This window comes from Tautonia marina, from assembly GCF_009177065.1.
Lineage (GTDB): Bacteria > Planctomycetota > Planctomycetia > Isosphaerales > Isosphaeraceae > Tautonia > Tautonia marina.
The window spans coordinates 229,505-246,265 of the sequence record NZ_WEZF01000007.1 but is presented as its reverse complement, the minus strand read 5'-3'; the positions used below and the strand labels follow the sequence as shown (position 1 = coordinate 246,265).

The window sequence follows — 16,761 nt, the reverse complement described above, 5'->3', positions numbered from 1 at the left end:
TTCCTGAGGCTCGGAACAAAAGTCGATCGCACAAACACCAACCGGAGATCGTACAGGGAGGCCAGACCACGTTCCCCGGCTTCCGTCGGGTTGTGGCCGCGACGGAACGCCCGCTAGGATACAACGAATTGGTTCGAATGGGCCGAAGATCGGACCGACCGATCCTTCACGAGCCCCTTTGTTCGACTCTCGCCCGGGAGGCATGACGCGATGCGAATCGCCCGACGCTTCCGACCCTCGACGGTCGGCGGCCTGATCCTCGCCCTGCTGATGGTTTCCGTTTCCGCCACGGCCTCAGCCTCGGCCGACGATCCCAAGCCGACCCGGAACGACTCCCCCGCGCCGCTCCAGCCCAGGGAAGTTGCCTTCACCGCAGCCGTTGAGCCCCCACAAGTCCGGCCTGGCGAAACGGTCACCTATGCCATCACGGCCAAGCTGGACGATTCCTGGCATCTCTACGCCCACGCCGAGGAGATTCCCGAAGGCGTCGCCGTCCTCCCCACCCGCTTCGAACTGTTCTCTCTCGGTGGCCTCGAACCGGATGACAGGGGTTGGACCCCCTCGCAACCCCCAAAGGCGAGCGATCCGAATTCCGACCTGCTCAGCTTCTCCTACCACGAAGGCACCGTCACCTGGAAGCGCACCCTCCGCGTCCCAGACGATGCCCGGCCCGGCGCCGTCGATCTCAAAACCCAGGTCTTTTTCCAGCTCTGCGACGATTCGGTCTGCAAGCCCCCGACCCGTCGGACCGTTCCGACCGCAACCCTGACGATCCTCGATCCGAACACCCAGGCCCGAATCGATCGCCCCGCCTCGTCGCTCCTCGGCCTGTTCGGCCCGCTCCTGATCGCCCCCCAGGATGACCCCCAGCCCGAGCGCCGCGATTCCCCCGCCCCGCTGCAACCGAAGGAAGCGGCGTTCACCACCGCCGTCGAACCCGTGGAAGCCCGTCCTGGCGAGGTCGTTAACTATCAGGTCAAGGTCACGCTGGCCCCGACGTGGCACATTTACGCGATTTCCGACACGATTCCCGAGGGGGTGGCCGCCGTTCCCACCCGCTTCGACCTGTTCGGCCTGAGCGGGCTGGAACCGGCCGGCGACTGGACCTCGGACCGCGAGGCCCACGTGCCCGAGGAAGTCTCCGGCGTGCTGGCCTACGACTACTTCGAAGATGAGGTCACCTGGACCTTGCCGCTTCGCGTTCCGGCCGACGCGGCGCCGGGGGAGCGGACGCTCCGCACGCAGATCCAGTTTCAGCTTTGCGACCCGAAGAGCTGCAAGCCCCCGACCCGCCTGACGCTGCCTCCGGTCACCTTGACCGTCCTCGAAGGCGACGGCTCGACCCCGAGCCCTGCTCCTGAGTCCAACCCCGCCGAACCTGCTTCCTCCGCCGCTCCTGCCGCGGAACCGACCACTTCGGCCTCAGCCGCGCAAGACGACGCCCAGCCCGAGCGCCGCGATTCCCCGCCGGTCCTTCAGCCGAAAGAAGCGCAGTTCAAAACCACAATCGAACCCGTTGAAGCCCGCCCGGGCGAGATCGTCAACTATCAGGTCGCGGTCACGCTTGATCCCACGTGGCACATTTACGCGATTTCCGACACGATTCCCGAGGGGGTGGCCGCCGTTCCCACCCGCTTCGACCTGTTCGGCCTGAGCGGGCTGGAACCGGCCGGCGACTGGACCTCGGACCGCGAGGCCCACGTGCCCGAGGAAGTCTCCGGCGTGCTGGCCTACGACTACTTCGAAGATGAGGTCACCTGGACCTTGCCGCTTCGCGTTCCGGCCGACGCGGCGCCGGGGGAGCGGACGCTCCGCACGCAGATCCAGTTTCAGCTTTGCGACCCGAAGAGCTGCAAGCCCCCGACCCGCCTGACGCTGCCCTCCGTCACCCTGACCGTCCTCGAAGGCGACGGCTCGACCCCGGCGCCGACGCTCGCCTCCACGCCCTCGACTGCGTCCCCGACTGCCTCGGATGCCTCGGCTGAAACCACCGCCGAGCCGATCGCCTCCAGCCCCGGTGTTGCCACCGGAGAACTTGCTGAGAAGCTCGACCAGGGGTTGCTCTCCTTCATGGCCTGGTCGGCCCTGGGCGGCCTGGTGGCCCTGCTCATGCCCTGCGTCTGGCCGATGGTGCCGATCACGGTCAACTTCTTCGTCAAGCAGGGTCAGATGCGCAAGGACCGCAGCACGACCGGCCTGGCCGTCACCTACTGCGTGGCGATCATCGGCGTGTTCACGCTGGTCGGTGTCCTGTTCTCGGCCTTCTTCGGCGCGGCCTCGCTCTCGCAACTGGCAAACGCGGCCTGGCTGAACCTGCTGGTCGCCGGCCTGTTCATCGCCTTCGGCCTCAGCCTGCTCGGCGTCTTCGAGATCCGATTGCCGAACTTCCTGCTCAACGCCTCGGCCCAGGGTGAGGCCCGCGGTGGGATGGTCGGCGTGATGTTCATGGCCCTGACGTTGACGATCACCTCCTTCACCTGCACCTTCCCGGTCGTCGGGGCCCTGCTCGTGCTGGCGGCTGGCGGTAGCTACCTCTACCCGGTGATCGGTCTGGCCACCTTTGCCACGGTCCTGGCCTTGCCTTTCTTCCTGCTCGCCCTGGCTCCGGGCCTCTTGCAGAGCATGCCCAAGAGTGGCGACTGGATGAACGCCGTGAAGGTCGTCGGCGGCCTGATCGAGATCGGCGCGGCCTTCAAGTTCCTCAACACCGCCGAGATCAGCCTGGGAGCCAACCCCGAAAACGCCTGGCTCGACGCTCAGGTCTTGCTGGCCACCTGGGTCATCATCGCCGTGGTTTGCGGGCTGTACTTGCTCGGCATGTTCAAGACGAACCACGACCACGGCGAGGTGCAGGTCGGTGCCGGCCGCATCCTCTTCGGCACGCTCTTCCTCGGCCTCGGCCTCTACTTCTCCCCCGCCCTGTTCGGCTACCCGCCCAAGAGCAAGATCTACGACCGCGTCGTCGTCGGCCTGCTTCCGGCCGATGCCGACGAGATGGACATCCTGCTGCAGATGCAGAAGCGCGGCATGACCGGCGGGGGGGGCGGCGGTGCCAGCCCCGGCGGGATGCTCGTGGATGAAAACGAGACCGACCCCGTCCGCCGCGCCCGCAATTTCCACGGTGTCTGGTGGGGCATGAGCTACGAGGCCGCCCTCGAACAGGCGAAGGCGACCGGCAAGCCGGTTCTCATCGACTTCACCGGTGTCAACTGCGCCAACTGCCGCCTGATGGAGAAATCCGTCATCCCCCGGCCCGAGGTCGTCCAGCGCCTCGAACAGTTCGTCCCCGTCCAGCTCTACACCGACCGCGTCCCGGTCGAGGAACTCACGCCCGACGAGAAGTTCGACCTCGCCGAGCAGAACCTCATGCTCGAAGTCGAGCTGACCAACCAGCAGGTCAGCCCGCTCTACGTCATCCTCACCCCCGACGAGCAGCTCGTCCTCACCCCCCGCGGCGGCTACATCGAGCCCGACGACTTCGTCGCCTACCTCGACCGCGGCCTCGCCGAGTTCAGCAACCTCGCCAAGACCGCCTCCGCGAGCGAGTGATTCCCGCTCGCTTGTCAGTTCCGTCAAACCAGCCAAGGCCCCGGCACCCTTCGGTCGCAACCGATCGGATGCCGGGGCCTTGCCCTTGGGGCCTTGCCTACCCTTCGTCAAACTGTCCGAATCATCGGGCGGGTCGCTGCTCACCCCGTCGTTCCTGCCGATTTGCTCAGGATGAGCCGACCGTTTCGAAGCACGACATCACAGGTTTCCTCGTCGTTCCCGAGCCGTTCGAGGATCGCCCGATCGGTGCCGCCGTACCGCAGATCATTGACACAGCAGACCTCAATCGCTCGACAGGCCCGCTCGATTTCCTCGGCCGTTTCCGGCTGCTTGACGAAGTACGTCGTGATGTTCTCATCATTCAACAGCGCGAGCAGGTCGGGAGCCTCGAACTCAGGAGCCTCGCACGCCAGGCATTGCCCCGTCGTGTAAAACGGGCCGGGCACATTGAGCGGGCAACGCTCCGGGTGCTGATGGATGGTGCCCGGTTCCACCTCGACCGCTGCCTTCGCCGATCGTTCGTCTCGACGTCTCCGGAACCAGCCAAACATCGAACCCCTCCATTCTCTCGGATCGCTCGATCGCTTGCTCCTGCCCGTCATCACGGAGGACGAAACGCCCGCTCCACCCAGCCCGCAACCCTCGCTCGCAACTCCACCACCGGGCGAAGGCCGACGACCGTCTCCACCCGAGCCCCCCGAACGAAGCCCACAATCGCCGGAAGATTGCCCACCGCCCAGCTCCGAAGAAACGCCCCCTGCTCCGGATCGTCCGCATCAATCGCACCAAAGACGACCCGATCCGCGAACTCCTCCCGGACGACCCTGAGCCGCTCATCACACTGCCGATCCACCTGATTCCAAACCGCCCAGACGTGCAAGACCACGACCGGATGCCTCGCGAGCACCTCGCTCAGGGCGGTCGCATCAAGCACCTCTGACGAGGGCTGCCACTCTGGCCGCATCGGCACTCGACCTCCCGGGTGAGTCAGTGGACGTGTGACTCCCCTCTCCGTCACGCCTTCCCCCTCGACTCCTTCTCGACGATTCCGCTGACCCCGAACCGTCGGCCCAGCTCCGCTTCCACCGCCGACCAGTGCAGGTCGCGATGGCCGAGCATCACGATCGCATGAAAAACGAGGTCGGCCACCTCCTTGACAAGATGCTCCTTCCCCTCCTCTCCTGGTTCGTCGGCCGCCTCGACCACCTCGGCCGCTTCCTCGGTGATTTTCGCGGCGATCTTCGGCACGCCCCCCTTGAGCAGCGAGACCATGTACGATCGCTCCTCGGGCGGGTTCGCCTTCCGCTCGGCCACCAGATCGGACAGGGTATGCAGCACCTTCGATTGATCGGCCACGGGAAACACTCCAAACGCGTCCATTGGTCTCTCGATCCCGCCGATCCGTGCGCATCGGCCCCTTCAGGATCATACCCGAATCATCCCGATCCGTTCCTCTCGGTTCGGCTTCGCGAAACCGATCGGCTCCGAAGGCTTCGCTTGTCCGATGACCCCTCGATCGGCAAAGATGGAATGCTTCCGCGTGCGAGCGAAGACCAGGGCCATCGCTCGAAGGCCCGTGATCGACTGCAAGGGGATGACGTATGTGCCGTTGGAATTCCATGAAATCCTCTCTGCTGGGACTGGCTTGTCTTGCCTTCGCACTGGCGGTCGTCCCTTCGGTCATGGCCCAGGGCCCTGAGTTCTCCGGCTACCGCGCCGAGCGGCTCCCCTTGCCCGCCGACGTCTTGCCAAGCTGCATGGCCGTTCGCCCCGATGGCACCCTGGCGGTCGGTTCGATGGATGGCGATGTCTTACTCCTGGTCGATTCCGACGAAGACAGCATCCCCGACTCGTACCATCGATGGGCCGGCACCTTGCCTCACTGGCCGCTCGGCATGATCGCCGAGGGAGACGACCTGATCGTCGCCACCCGATCCGCACTGATCCGCCTCTCCGACACCGACGGCGACAACTGGGCCGACCGCTGGCTCACCATCACCGACGAATGGGACGTGACCCGAGACCACCACGACTGGACGACCGGCATCGCCCGATGGGCCGACGGCTCTTACGTCGTTAGCCCCGTGACCGACGACGTCCGCGAGCGCTCCGTTGAAGGGCGTCACCACCTGCGAGGCAAGGCGATCAAGGTCGATCCCGAAACCGGCTCGGTCGAGGTCCTCGCCCAAGGCCTCCGCTATCCGACCGGCTGGGCCACTCGATCGACCGATGGACTCGTCGTCTTCACCGACAACCAGGGGCAGCAAAAAACCAACTGCGAGATCAACGTCCTCCGCCCCGGCCAGTGGTACGGCTATCCGAGCCAGGCCGATCCCCCCTCCGGTCCCGAGGGCGCGGAACCGTACACGCCGAACATCCTCATCCCCTACCCCTGGGCCCGATCGGTCAACGGCCTCGCCTTTGCCGAGACAGGGGGCCACTTCGGCCCGCTCGAAGGCCAGCTTGTTCTCTGCGAATATAACAACCGTTTTATCATGCGAGCCTCACTCGAAACGGTGGACGGCGAAGTTCAAGGGGCCTGCTATCCGTTCCTCGGCAACCTCCTCGGCCCGTTAACCCTTGCCTTTGCCCCCGACGGCACCCTCTACGTCGGTAGCATCCGCGAACCCTCCTGGGGAGCCGAACCCGAGCAAGGCGCCATTTACCGTGTCCGGTACACCGGCGAGCCCGACTTTGGGATCGCCGAGGCCACGGCTGAGCCCGATGGCTTTACCCTCCGCTTCTTCACCGATCCCCCCGATCCCGACCTCGCACTCGATCCTTCGCGCTACTCCATCAAGCGATATCATCATGTGTTTCAAGGCTCGTATCACTCGCCGCCGACCGACATCGAGTTTCTCTCCGTTGCCTCGGTCGATCCGGGTGATGCCCCGCACTCCGTCCGCCTGACGCTTCGCGAGCCGCTCATTCCGGGTCGGATCTACGAGATCCGCGCCGACCTTCCCGGGGCCGAGCCAGACATCGCCCACTACACCCTGCACCGCATTCCCCAGCCTTGACCCTGGACCCCAGCCACTCGAAAAACCATCTGAAAAACAATCATTCAGTTAAATCGGTGTTTGTCGATTCGTTCTCCGTGGCGGTTGTCCTTCATCCCGTCTTCCGGAACTGCTCCCTTCCTTCCCCTCCCTCGCGTCGTGATCACGCCACGCGAGCCTTTCCCGGTATCCTCAATGGAACACGACTCCTCCGCCCTTGAATCCGAATTCGGCGTGCCCATCCCCGGACGCATCCTTCCCGAATCCGAGTGGGCCCGCACGGCGATCAAGCGCCTGCCGCCTCCCGAGGACGGCCCGCTCGACTGGGCGACCCTGTTCGGCCGCGAGGCCCCGATCGTCCTCGACCTCGGCTGCGGCAACGGCCGCTTCACCCTGCTCAGTGCCCTGAATCGCCCCGATCACGACCACGTCGCCATCGACATCGTGCCCGCCGTTGTCCGCTACGCCACCAAGCGTGCCAACCAGCGCGGCCTGCACAACGTCCGCGTGGCCGTGAAGGATGCACAATCGTTTTTGCGATCGTATGTTCCTTTCGGCAGCGTTTCCGAAATCCACCTCTACCACCCCCAACCCTACCACGACCCAAAAGACGCTCGCCTCCGCCTCGTCACCCCTGCAGTCCTCAAGCACATCCATCGCGCCCTGAAACCCGGCGGCCTGTTCGTCGTCCAGACCGACAGCCCCGAGTACTGGGAGTACATGACCCAGGTGCTTCCCTCCTTCTTCACCGTCCGGCCCCATCCCTCCCCCTGGCCTGATGCTCCCGAGGGCCGCTCTCGCCGCGAGATCCTCGCCCGAAGCCGCGGCCTTCCGATCTTTCGCGCCGTTTGCACCCGACGCGACGACCTCCGCCAGGGGGACATCCGCGACCTTGTCCAGAACCTCCCCCGCCCCGACTTCGTCAGCCGAGGCCCTTCCGCCGAACTCGACGCCCTGGAAGCCGGCGAGGGGGGCGGCTCCGACCGCGGCCGCCCTGGCCCTCGCCGCAACCGTCCCCCCGGCCGCCGTCGCCGCCCGTCCTGATTGCTCGAACCGGAGGCGTGCCCTGGCCCCGATCTTGGCAGATCAGGCCACGCCCTCCTCCGGCGTCGATCCCGGTTTGGGTGTCCGGGGCGACCGCTTCGAGGATCCCCGCCGCGGCGGCGCGGTCGTGCCCGAAGGCCCCGCCGGCCCTCCAAACGCCACCACCGCGGCATCTCCCCGGACCATCCGCGACTCATCGAAGAAGGCGAACTCCGGGTTCCCGTAATGCTGGTACGCACCCCAGGTCAGTGCGCCGCCGGGCACATGATTCAACCGGGCAACCGCTCGCCGTGCCGCCTGCATCGCCCGATGAATTACCTGGGGCCGCGACGCGTCGATTCGGCCGTCGTCTTCCTCTGAGAGCCCGAGCAACCCTCGGTAAAGCGTTTGAGAGAAGGCCGTTGCCGCCTCGTCATGCACCGGCCACGCCGTGCACACGAAGTTTGACACCCCTCGCTCGAAGAACGATTCCGCAAAGCTCGGCGCCCGTTCTGAATGATAGCCGATCACCCCCTCCTCAAGCATCGACGGGACAACTCCCGACTCACAAGCATTCATGAACACAAACTTCGGAACTCGATCAACCCTCCTCATCTCGTGAGCCGAAATCACCTGCCCGTCCGAGAACAGCAGACCCGACCCCGCCGGGTCGTCCTTCTGATAGAACGCATGACCGGCGTAGTGCAAGGCGTCGTAGGTCCGTCCCATCAAATGACGCAAGACATTCGTCCGGGTTGCCTCCTCGGGACCGATCAACGCATCCACTTCAACCACGTTTCCTGAGTGTCCCCAGGTCGTGTTGAACGCGCGGAACAGATCGACGGTTGCGATTCCCTCGCGCCTCGCCCCCGGCAACGGAGCATCGGCCGCCGGATCGGCCACGACCAGCACGCGCAGAAACCTCCGCCTCGGTGGTGGCGGCTCCGGCGGCGCCCCAAATCCACTGATCAACTGCCGCGTCAGTCCCCGGCTCGTCCCCAGGAAGGCAGACCCGTCCAGCACTCCACCCAACAACGATTCCTGATCCTCACCTGCATCCCCCTGGTTCCAAAGCTCGGGCCGCGCCACCATCTCCCAGTGGATCCGGGCCGAGGTCGCGTCGAGCATCATCACCAGCGGCCCGCCAGTCCTCAGCAACGGCCGGAAGTCGCGAGGTAAGACCAGTTGCCCCAGAAACCGTCCTCGTCCGAACTGCCGATCCAGATCAGACTCGGTCGCCAGCTCCTGATTGGCCGATGCCACCAGGCTCGGGTCCACGTCGATTTCTCGCATCGGTAACGAGGCCGATCGCGTCACCGCACCAAACCGGAAGACCCGCCGATTCGACCGGTCGCCAGGACCAAACCGAACCGTGATCCGCACCGGATCTTCTCCTCCTTCCCACGGCTCCGAACTCCCGTTCGAATTCCAGCGCCGCCGACGCTCGGCCCATTGGCGGGTAAATATCTCCTGCTCGAAGGCAATCGCTCGATCCTCCAGCGCACTCAGTTGCTCTTCGGTCATCGGCTCATAGTCCAGGATCAACCGATTGGTCCGTCGGTACTCCTTTTGAAGCTGTCGGAAGGTCCGGTCCACCTCCGGAACGATTCGGGGGTCGGACAGCACGAACGTCAGGTGCTCGACCCGCTGATTGTCGGCCACGTCGAGCCCGCTGAATGCCAGCTTGATCCCCCTGACCCACGCCTCGGCCGCCTCAGCCGGGGGCAAATGAGCATTCGTGGTTCCGATCGGCGCGGTCGCCAGGTGACGTTTTCCCAGCTTCCCGAGCGCCCAGAGCAACTCTCTGGCCAGCACCGTTAGCTCCGGGGCCCCGAATCCTCCCGGAACCCCCATCCCGCACAGTGCGATCACGCGAGACGGTTCTCGCGGGTCCGGCAGAAAATACGGTTGTCCAATCGCTCCCTGTGCCAGCCCTCGCTCGATGATCGGACCCAGGAACCGATGAGCATGCGACAACGCCGGCGATCCACTTCCAGCCTCCTCCGTTCGGAACGTTTCCGGACATCGACATCGGCTGACCAACTCGTCCAGCTCCCACGCCGGATCTCCTGGCCTCGGCGTCTCTCCCGAGTAATGACCCAGCGCGATTGCGTCGATTGGAGGCGCCTCGGTCTGCCCCTCCACCCGCAACGCTCGCGAGCCGATCGCCGCAATCTCATCCAGGGCCAGATGCAGGGCGATCCTCGGCGGCTCGATTGCCAACGACGCATCGCTCTCCCCCGCCGATCCCCCTCGACCCCCGATAACCTCTTCAAGGATCAACCCTTCTATCGCACCTGATTCATGCGACAAGGCCATCGCTTCTTGATCGACATCTTCGCCCTCTGGCCCTCGCGTCGTCTCGACCTGGGCGCGGCTCCGGCGCATTGAAACCTCGAAGGCTGTCCGCTGCGCCTGCTGGTGCTCCGTCCACCGCCGGGCCGCCTCGGAATCATGCCGAGGCTCACGATCCGGCGCCTCGGCCGGATTGCTCCAGCCTTGCTCCACCAGTGTCCCCGAGCCAGCCATCGCTGCCGGTCCTGCCCCACGAGCCACCAAAGCACGGACATCGCCGAACTGGAGCACCTCGTTCACGGCGCTCAGCACGTTCGGATTTTCCAACATCGCCGCATGCTCATTTTCGACCGTGAATGTGCGCACGTGAATCAAGCTTCCGTCCCGATCCCGTAACTGCCCCAACCGCCGGGAAACACTTCCATCCCCATTTTTAGTGAACAGATAATGCTTGGATAGGTCGAATCCCTTCGGTTGCGTCACGCGGGCCAGGTGGTCGATTTTCCCCGAGGCGATGCCGTCGGGGGTTGCCAACCCTTTCCCTGCCACATAGATCAAGCGCTCCTCGATCGCCCGTCGAGTCTCGGGCGTCTCAAGCGATCGGGCCAGCCCCTCGTGAAAGGCCCGAGCCCCCGCCAGATGTCGGCTCGACACCCCCGTCGATCCATACGTCGTCGGATCGTACAAAACCTCTGCGTTCGCATCGACAATCGGCGATGGCAAGAGTTGATAGACCCCCGGGAACGAGTGCACCACCCGCAGCATCCCCGCCATGTCGCGCGACAGGTCGAGCCGCTCCAGCATCCAGACCGTGTTCGCCAGACCACAAAGCACCTGCGGCACCAGGTACGACCCGTGGTTCGGCGTTCCGAGCATCACCAACCGCCCCCCGCGCGACCGCCGCTCTGCCCCTCCCGACCACATCGACCGCCACCGTTCCCCGTGCCGGTCAATAAAACTGCGCGCCACCAAGCCACCCATCGAGTGCGCCACCAGATGCACCGGCTCATCGGGGCCGAAGTGCGTGTTGATGCTGGCCAGCAAGGCATCGGCCGCCAGCCTGAGATCCTTCCGCCAGTCATACGTAAAGACGACAACTCGCCAGTGTCGGCGCATCGCCAGGACCAGCTCCCCATAATATTTCCACAAGACATTCCCTGTCCGGGTCGAGAGGCTCGGGTCCGCCTGCAAGATCCCATCGCTCGCCAGTTGCAGACGACCGATCCCCCCGCGGGCCAGCCGCCAGAGGTTCAACCAGATCTCCTGATCGTTCCCCCGCCGGTCGATCGCATGCAGGGTGCTGCCCATCAGGCCGGGCAGCACCACCACATTCCCCCGAGGGGCAGCGGGCGTCCCTCGGGTGCCCGGCGGTGGCGCCACGGCCAGCGCTCGCATCCGACGAAAGCGATCGTCGCCGAGATAACGCCGCAAGGCCCGCTCGTCTTCCGACGTCGGGCTCGTCAAAATCTCCTCAAGCTCGTCGGCCGAGGCCCGCTCAAACCGCTCGATGATTGCGTGAGGCCGCCGCTCACCGGGCCGGCGATCGCCGCGCTCGGTCCCGATCCTGTTCGATGCGCTCATGGTCACAATGCCCGGTTGCTGGTGCTTGGAAGTGCGCGCGATGTGCTCATCAACCGGAAAGGCAGTGCGATCCTCACACTGTTACCATTCTGCGCAGATTGCTCCTGTGCAACTCGTTTCTGGTCAAATTTGGCAAATTGCCTCCGTCGCGGGCCGCCGCCCTTGCACGCTTCTCGGGAACATCGTGCGTTGATCCAGTGTCCCATCGGGGCCAAACGGTAGCGGAGCGAACCCCGAGCCAAAGCTCATCCGCTCCCCGGCGTTCACCTCGTCGGCCAGGGCGGGCGAGACATACATCGTTTCCAGTTCCAGCGTATTCGGAATCACCACCATCCGGACCTGCGACGGATCCAGGCGCCAGCAGGTTTGCACGCACATGGCGATCACGTCTCGATCGCTCGGCAGGGCCAGCGGAATTCTCGCCCGGGTCAAAAAGTTGCTGGTGAAGCAATTGACCCGCATCGGCTCGGGGTCAATCCGCCGGATCAGGCGATCGGTCGTCAGGTCGGCCAGACCAATCCCGGTGGCATTCCCGCGCGTTTCGGGAGACAGGTCCAGCACGGCCAGACGGGTAATGACCGGCCTTGGCAAGTCGGGCATCGTTTCGACCCGCTGCCGGCCGATCACGTTCGGGTCCATGCCGGTCCCGCTGTAATTCTTCCCCAACTCGCCGACAATCAACACATCGATCTGATCGAACGGCAAGCGCCCCATCATCTGCCTTGCCTCGTCGAGCAACCGGGGCTCAATCTCCAGCAACTCCTCCGGCTCCACCACCTCGACCTTCGCCGTCCGTTCCTCGGCGTTTTCCAGCAGGGCGATCCCGAGCGCTACCGGCGTCTTCCGCAGCAAGAACGCTCCGACCTCCGGCAGCAAGGCCCGCAACCCCGGCAGGCCGAGCTTGTGCACCTGCGCCGCCCCTTCCTGCTTCCCCAGGCCAATGGTCAACATCTTCAACAGGCCGCTCTCATAACGGCCGGTGAAGGATGTGTGGGGCTTGATCCGGTTGAGCAGGACGACCCCCTCGGCATCAAAGGCGTTGCGGTCGAAGTGAATCGGCAGTCCGAACGAGTTCGTCCCCAGGATGACCGTTTCCATCTCCGACCGGATCGGGCAACCGATGGCTTCCTCCGTCACCCCCAGTTCGGCCAGCAAGGCCCGCTGCCCCTCGGCCGTCCCCTTGCCGTGACTCCCCATCGCCGCCACCACAAAGGGCGCAAACCCAAGCCCCTTGAGCGTGGCCACCGCTGCCCGGGTAATTCGGTCAATCCCCACAATCCCCCGGCTGCCGACCGTCAGCGCCACCCGTCCCCCTTTCGGGATCCGGGCCGTGATGTGGCTCGTCCGGATCGCCTCGGCCACGGCGGCCGGTGCGTCCTCGAGCGCGGGGAAGGCGGTCCGCTGGCGGACGCGGGCAACGGTGGGAATGTCAACCTCGTTCGGCATCATGATGGGGCTCCTTCCCGGCTCGGCGGGACTGTTCATCCTACCGGACCCCCCGTCGATCGTCAGCACCCCAACGGACGGGATGATCCGTTCTCGCTCCTGGTGGGATCTGATCGCCGCTTCCGTCTCCCTCGCCGCCGCGTGCGGGGGAGAGGGAGCTCTCCTCGTCAGGATACTCCATCCTCGATTCAATCGTTCTGTCATCTCAGGAACCTACCCGGCATGGTTCCGTGGGTTCCCTGATGTGGATTCGTCGATCAATGCACGCCTGCGCGAATTTGAATCGCTTTGTTCGGGTTTTCACCGATTGTAGTTTTTCCCGTTCCGGACCGAACCACCCTGACCCACCTGATCCTCGATCCGGCTCCCGAATGTGTTGAATCCCTCGGTCGTTCCGCTCGATGTAACCTTGATTCAACCTTCCCAGCCCCTTGTCGCTCAACAGCTTCCGAGCGCGATCTTGACAGGGGTTCAGTTGTCGTGTTCCAGAATCCTTGTATGTCGGTGTCTGCATGATGGCGGCGGTTGGTCCACGTTCTGGCACGCGGTTCGCGTTTCCGCTCCACCATCGACCGCGTTTCGAAGTTCGCTCGTCCCGGCAGCTCACGTCTCGTTGCTCTCGGATCGCCGATTCCGGCGTTTTCTCGGTCCAATCGAACGCGAAACGCAAAAAACTGTTTTCATGATTTCGAACCCATCGAGGGCCCCCGTTCCAGGGGGAATCGCACGTGGTCTCGATTGCGCTCGAAACCCTTGTGGCGGCGTCGTCCATGTTTGGCGAAGCCCAGGAAAGTCGCGCGGCCGTCCGAGAGAGTCAGGATCACTCCCTCGTCGATCGCATTCACATGACCGCAAGTCAGTTCATGCCGGTGTCGGCCCTCTCCCGCCGTCACTTTTTTGTCGCTCCGCTCGATCTTCTCGTCCACCGAGACCAGCAGGGCCGCCCCCGATTTCAGGTGGCCGAGCTGAACGGGACTGGAATCGGCGGCTTGACAAACATGACGGAACCGGCGGTGGCGTCGGTGCTCGACGCCTTTTCCGAGATTCCCGAGGCCCTTCCCGTGGCTGACGAGGGCTCACCCCCCCTCATCGTCATCGCCTCATCGGGCCGAGAGAATCGCAAGTCTCCTCGCGTCAATCGGCTCTTTTATGAAAAAATTCTCTATGCCGATGCCATTGCCCGCGGCTTCGCCTGCCTGGGAGAGCGCTGCGACCTCCTGAGCTGGGATCAAATCGCCCGCATGGGCACCTGGCAACCAACCCGGCCGACCGTCGTGCTCGGCCACCTCCGCGAGCTGGCCGAGGCGATGACCTGCGACTCCTCCGGAAGGCTTCGCCTGTGTGGCTCTCCCGTGTCGGCGACCGTCAACGATCGCTTTTGTATGAATTTAGTTAAGCGATTCGACAACCGAATCGATCTCGACCGCTGGTTCACCGCCAACCGCTGTTTCGTGGCCGGGGCCGACAAGGCGACCGCCTACGACGTCTTCAACCACTACAACGCCACGCTCGACCCCGGCGCTTTTCCTCTCGTCGATCGAGCGATTCCGTTTGCCCGCGCCCGGACTCGGGTTGAGTTGATCGAGACGGTCCTCGCCTGGGTCCGTGCCGGGCGTCGAACCGTCATCAAGCCGATGGCAACCGGGTTGGGGCACGGCATCGAGTTCTTCCTCGATTCCGACGAGCCGACCGCGGCCATCATTTCCCGAATCGATCGCTCCCTCTCGTTCATCCAGGAGCACTACGACTATCAGGGCGGCGGCCTCCCCTACACCGTGTGCGAGTACCTCGACTCCGCCGTCATCGACGACCCGACGCATCACCTCCACGGCCACAAGTTCGAGCTTCGCGTGGTCGTCTACCGCGACGGCGACCACCTCCGCCCTTTCCCGTCCATCGCCAAGGTCTCCGCTGCTCGCTTCGACGCCGCATCCGTCGATCGCGGCATGCTCATCAATAATGTCACTGCCTCCTCCTCGACCACGTCCCGCCCCGGACGCGAGTACGTGCTCCCGCTCTCGAACGAGAAAACGCTGGCCACGCTCGGTATCGAGGAATCGGAACTTGCCGACCTGTGCCGATTCTGCACCGGCTATGTCGCGTCGGTTCTTGAGACGCTCGAACCCGCCTCCGTCCCCGCTCCTCTCGGACTCCGCGTCCCTGTCGGCGAGCGTTCCCTTGTTCAGGTTGCCTGAGTGGAGCCTCCGCCCGATTCTCTGACCGAACACTTCTGACCCCCTCTCCCCGCGAGCGGGGAGAGGGTTGGGGTGAGGGGCCGGGCGATCGAGGCCACGCTCATCGCCCTGTCCGAGCCCTGATCATCGCTTTGGAAACGCCCTCCGTTGATGAAGGGCCGCTCCGTTTGCTCCGCATGACCTGTTCCCCTGGCCGTTCCCGTACCTGGAGTCTCTGTGCTCGTGTTCGAATGGCTCGATCGACGAATCGGCACGCTCTGCTGTCTCGCTCCAGGCGACGTTTTTCGCCTGGTTCCGTTCTTCGCCCTCTATGCGGTCCTGTTCGCCGCCTTGACGATGGCCGATGGCATGGCCCTGACTCTCTTTCTCGGAAGGGTTGGGGCCGATCGGCTCCCGCTTTGCTATGGCCTGACGGCGATCGGCAGCATGGTTGCCGTGGGGGGATCCATTCGGCTGGCTCGGTATCGCTCGGTTCCAGCGGTATTCCAGACCATTTTGATGGGAGGCGCGTGTGTCTTCCTGATCGCCTGGGCGGCCGGTCTGGGCCTCCTTGGCCGTGCGCCAAGGCTCGCAGCCCCGGCCGTCTTCTTCGCAACGCGCGAGATCGCGCTCGTGCTGGTGCTTGCACACTTCGGCACCTTCTTGCAAGAGTACTTCACCCGCATCGATCTGAACCGCATCCTCCCTATCGTCTACGCCGGCGGTCGCTTCGGCGGCCTGGTCGGCGGCGGAGCGCTCGAACACCTTGGCCCGGCCCTGGGAGTCCTCCAGCTTGCTCCTCTTGTCTCAACCTTGATGTTTGCCGGGGCCCTGGCGGTCGCGATCCTCGCGAGACGACTCCCCCCTGCCCCGGACGACCCAATCGCCACGACTCCCGATCCCGCGAACACTTCCGGCGGCCTGACCCGATCCCCTCTCTTTCGGTGGCTGGTCATCTCGTCGGGCCTGTTCATGATGATTCGATGGTTTCTCAACTATCAGTACAATTCCTTTTTCGATCATCATTTCACGTCCGAGGCCGAACTGGCCGCGTTTCTCGGTCGATACACCCAGTGGGCCTTGCTCGCCTCGTTCCTGGTGCAACTGCTGATCGTCAACCGCCTGGTCCGCTTCGCGGGCCTCCGGGGAGCGATCGGCGTGACGGTCCTCCTGTTGCTCCTCGGCATGGGGCGCAACCTCTGGGAGCTGACCCTGCTGGCGGCCGTCTGGAGCCGCCTGCTCGAATCCGAGCTGCGCTTCGGCCTCCGCAACCCGATCAATCAGCTCGTGACCAACCAGTTCTCCCGAGCCGACCGCCTCCGCGTTCGTGCCTGGACGATCGGAGCGCTCAATCCCGTCGCTGCCCTCATCGGGTCGATCACCCTCGGCACTCTTCAACTCGGCGGCCTGACCTCCTGGATCGCCCCGGTCGGCTTTGGCCTTACCCTACTTCACGCCCTTGCCTCGCTTGCCCTCACTCGACACCTTCACGAACCCTCCTCTGCCCTTTCGTCCGCAAACCTTTCTCGGTCGCCTCGCGTTGCCTTGCCATCTCGATTCGCTCGATTCTCCCGGATTGTGTGACTGCCCCTCGTCCCTCGCACGATGATTAAAGGGGGTTCTCTTGCTCCAGGGATCGTTTCTCCGCTTGCACCCCCCGCCCCCCCGTTCTTTCTCAACCCGGCATGTCGAGT

At 64.6% G+C, this 16,761-nt stretch carries 10 protein-coding genes; 5 read left to right on the top strand and 5 right to left on the bottom strand.

Features of this window, described 5'->3' with window-relative positions:
* Positions 1-210 precede the first annotated feature (210 nt).
* On the top strand, positions 211-3,549 hold the full coding sequence (locus tag GA615_RS10995) for a thioredoxin family protein (protein ID WP_152051337.1): 3,339 nt from the start codon (positions 211-213) through the stop codon (positions 3,547-3,549).
* A gap of 140 nt (positions 3,550-3,689) precedes the next feature.
* On the opposite strand, the gene GA615_RS10990 is transcribed toward GA615_RS10995, so the two are convergent.
* From GA615_RS10990 to GA615_RS10980, 3 genes are read right to left on the bottom strand one after another with little or no spacing between them, the layout of a single operon-like run.
* On the bottom strand, positions 3,690-4,100 hold the full coding sequence (locus tag GA615_RS10990) for a ferredoxin (protein ID WP_152051336.1): 411 nt from the start codon (positions 4,098-4,100) through the stop codon (positions 3,690-3,692).
* A 50-nt stretch (positions 4,101-4,150) separates the two neighbouring features.
* Positions 4,151-4,513, bottom strand: coding sequence for a thioredoxin family protein (locus tag GA615_RS10985; RefSeq protein ID WP_152051335.1), 363 nt, complete (start codon positions 4,511-4,513; stop codon positions 4,151-4,153).
* A gap of 50 nt (positions 4,514-4,563) precedes the next feature.
* Positions 4,564-4,905: a phosphoribosyl-ATP diphosphatase gene (locus GA615_RS10980; protein ID WP_235905333.1), complete on the bottom strand. Its 342-nt coding sequence runs from the start codon at positions 4,903-4,905 to the stop codon at positions 4,564-4,566.
* 263 nt (positions 4,906-5,168) lie between these two features.
* On the opposite strand from GA615_RS10980, the gene GA615_RS10975 reads away from it, so the two are divergent.
* The gene (locus GA615_RS10975; RefSeq protein ID WP_152051333.1) at positions 5,169-6,569 is read left to right on the top strand and encodes a PQQ-dependent sugar dehydrogenase; all 1,401 of its coding nucleotides are present in this window, start codon (positions 5,169-5,171) and stop codon (positions 6,567-6,569) included.
* Between the two features lie 213 nt (positions 6,570-6,782).
* On the top strand, positions 6,783-7,592 hold the full coding sequence (gene trmB / locus GA615_RS28425) for a tRNA (guanine(46)-N(7))-methyltransferase TrmB (protein ID WP_261343936.1): 810 nt from the start codon (positions 6,783-6,785) through the stop codon (positions 7,590-7,592).
* Positions 7,593-7,634: 42 nt separating this feature from the next.
* Here the strand turns inward: trmB and GA615_RS10965 are convergent, their stop codons facing one another.
* Together GA615_RS10965 and GA615_RS10960 are read right to left on the bottom strand one after the other, a co-directional pair.
* On the bottom strand, positions 7,635-11,447 hold the full coding sequence (locus GA615_RS10965; RefSeq protein WP_152051331.1) for a CHAT domain-containing protein: 3,813 nt from the start codon (positions 11,445-11,447) through the stop codon (positions 7,635-7,637).
* A 123-nt stretch (positions 11,448-11,570) separates the two neighbouring features.
* Positions 11,571-12,896: a lactate racemase domain-containing protein gene (locus GA615_RS10960; protein WP_235905330.1), complete on the bottom strand. Its 1,326-nt coding sequence runs from the start codon at positions 12,894-12,896 to the stop codon at positions 11,571-11,573.
* Between the two features lie 725 nt (positions 12,897-13,621).
* On the opposite strand from GA615_RS10960, the gene GA615_RS10955 reads away from it, so the two are divergent.
* Entirely contained in the window at positions 13,622-15,088 is a 1,467-nt protein-coding gene (locus tag GA615_RS10955) for a hypothetical protein (protein WP_152051330.1), read from the top strand.
* A 222-nt stretch (positions 15,089-15,310) separates the two neighbouring features.
* The gene (locus tag GA615_RS10950) at positions 15,311-16,651 is read left to right on the top strand and encodes a hypothetical protein (RefSeq protein WP_152051329.1); all 1,341 of its coding nucleotides are present in this window, start codon (positions 15,311-15,313) and stop codon (positions 16,649-16,651) included.
* The last annotated feature ends 110 nt before the right edge of the window (positions 16,652-16,761 follow it).

What these genes read in the sequence shown, in the direction of transcription:
- GA615_RS10985 (WP_152051335.1), bottom strand. Translation starts at nt 4,513, where the DNA reads ATGCGGCCAGAGTGGCAGCCCTCGTCAGAGGTGCTTGATGCGACCGCC.
- GA615_RS10975 (WP_152051333.1), top strand. Translation starts at nt 5,169, where the DNA reads ATGAAATCCTCTCTGCTGGGACTGGCTTGTCTTGCCTTCGCACTGGCG.
- GA615_RS10965 (WP_152051331.1), bottom strand. Translation starts at nt 11,447, where the DNA reads ATGAGCGCATCGAACAGGATCGGGACCGAGCGCGGCGATCGCCGGCCC.
- GA615_RS10960 (WP_235905330.1), bottom strand. Translation starts at nt 12,896, where the DNA reads ATGATGCCGAACGAGGTTGACATTCCCACCGTTGCCCGCGTCCGCCAG.
- GA615_RS10990 (WP_152051336.1), bottom strand. Translation starts at nt 4,100, where the DNA reads ATGTTTGGCTGGTTCCGGAGACGTCGAGACGAACGATCGGCGAAGGCA.
- GA615_RS10995 (WP_152051337.1), top strand. Translation starts at nt 211, where the DNA reads ATGCGAATCGCCCGACGCTTCCGACCCTCGACGGTCGGCGGCCTGATC.